Here is a 1,741-nt window from a genome sequence, read left to right as displayed (position 1 = left end):
AAATAAGGACATTTGTCCTCCTAAAACAAGATTTGATTAATTTGATAACCATGTGTAAAATATAATCAACCATTAAATAGGAGGTAAAGCAAATGTCTACTACCGTCTTAGATCGTATAGAATCAAAAACTAAAATTCAACAGTTTATTCAGATATTAATGACAGAATTTGAGTTTTGCCGTAAAACAGCAATTGCAATAGTTGAAACTGCTACAAATGTTTTTAACCTTGATAAAATTGATCCTAGTTTATTAGCTAGCAAAGGTAAAGTTGTTACTACTGTAGTCTCCGATAATGCTAAGCATGGCCCTAGATTAGAAGATTTGCCTATGGTTGAAGTAACCCTTACTAAACACGCTGGACAAGAAGATGAAGAGATTAGACGAAAACAGGGCAAGCCAGCATTAAGACAACGCCAAATTTTGAGAATGCTTGATGAATGCCAAGAACAAGGTGGTACTTTAACTCAAGAAGATTTAGCAGATATTCTTAAAGTTAGTCCTAGGACTATCAGACGTGATATAAAGCAACTTAGAGACGATGGTTTTAGTGTACCAACTCGTGGTATCACTCATGATATAGGGCCTAGCATATCTCATAAAACTAAGATAGTTAAACTTTATCTAGAAAGAAAAACTTATAGTGAAATCAGTAGAATAGCTCGTCATAGTCCAGCTTCTATTAAACGTTACCTAACAACATTCACTCAAGTGGTATTTCTAAAAAACAAGGGGCTATCGCTTAAAGAAATTGCTTATACAGTAGGTATTTCAAAAACCTTAGCTAAAGAATATATCGAGTTGTATCTGCAATACAATATTCCAGAATATAAAGACAAAATAGACGATTTGCTAACTTTATTTAGCCCTCAAACCTCATCAACTGATGAGTTTAAAAAGGGGGTCAAAAACTAATGACAACTTCTAATGAAGAATATAAAGGTGTCGAAAGTCGAACGTTCTTAACCAGTATAATTCAGCTTTTAGAACAAGAATATAAGCTTATAGGTAGCCATAAAGTTATTAAAATGATAGCAGAAGATATTGATCAATTGCACTTAGAATTTTATCCTGAGAAAGCTTCTAAACACCCAGGAGAAATTCAATGGATGACTACCTCTGTTGAAAACAAAAAACCACGCTTAGGACAAAAGTTAGAAGAATACGAGAATACAATAGTTACCTTACCTTATATAACTCAGGAAGATATTAAACGTAAGCAAGCCGGTATCACTAGTAAGGAGCTTAATATACTTCGAGTAGAACGACTAACCAAGTCAGCTAAAGAGCAAGGTGGCCTATTAACCATTGAAGAACTAGCATTGATTATGAACCGCTCTAAAGCTACTATTTCAAATTATATTAACGAATATCAAGAACAAAATAAAGAAGTACTTCCTCTTAAGGGATACGTCCTTGATATGGGTCGTGGAACTACTCATAAAAAGATCATCATAGAGCTTTATGAAGAAAATGTAGCTCCACCTGATATAGCTAGAAGAACATATCATGACTTACAGTCAGTTGATCGCTATATCAAAGCTTATGAGAAAATTAAGTTTTTATTAGATAAGGGATTATCTAAAGGTGAGATAATCCAAACAACTGATAAAAGCAAAAGCTTAGTTACTGAATATCTAGAAATTATAAAGAAATATCACCCTGAGCATATTAAGAAGTAGCGGTCTATTTAAATTGTAAGAAAAACTGAGCTTTTAACAGGACAAATGTCCTAACAGTAA

At 33.2% G+C, this 1,741-nt stretch carries 2 protein-coding genes; both read left to right on the top strand.

Annotation, left to right across the window (positions count from 1 at the left end):
• The first annotated feature begins 92 nt into the window (after positions 1-92).
• Positions 93-914 (top strand): DUF1670 domain-containing protein, encoded by an 822-nt coding sequence (locus MWH30_RS13670; RefSeq protein WP_248664656.1) that lies wholly within the window; start codon positions 93-95, stop codon positions 912-914.
• On the top strand, positions 914-1,681 hold the full coding sequence (locus MWH30_RS13665) for a DUF1670 domain-containing protein (protein WP_248664655.1): 768 nt from the start codon (positions 914-916) through the stop codon (positions 1,679-1,681). Before MWH30_RS13670 ends, MWH30_RS13665 begins: the two co-directional genes overlap by 1 nt.
• Positions 1,682-1,741 lie beyond the last annotated feature (60 nt).

Origin of the sequence: Fuchsiella alkaliacetigena, from assembly GCF_023227765.1 — a bacterium.
Classification (GTDB): domain Bacteria; phylum Bacillota; class Halanaerobiia; order Halobacteroidales; family Acetohalobiaceae; genus Fuchsiella; species Fuchsiella alkaliacetigena.
The sequence above is the reverse complement of the archived record's forward strand: the minus strand, read 5'-3'. Positions and strand labels throughout refer to the sequence as shown.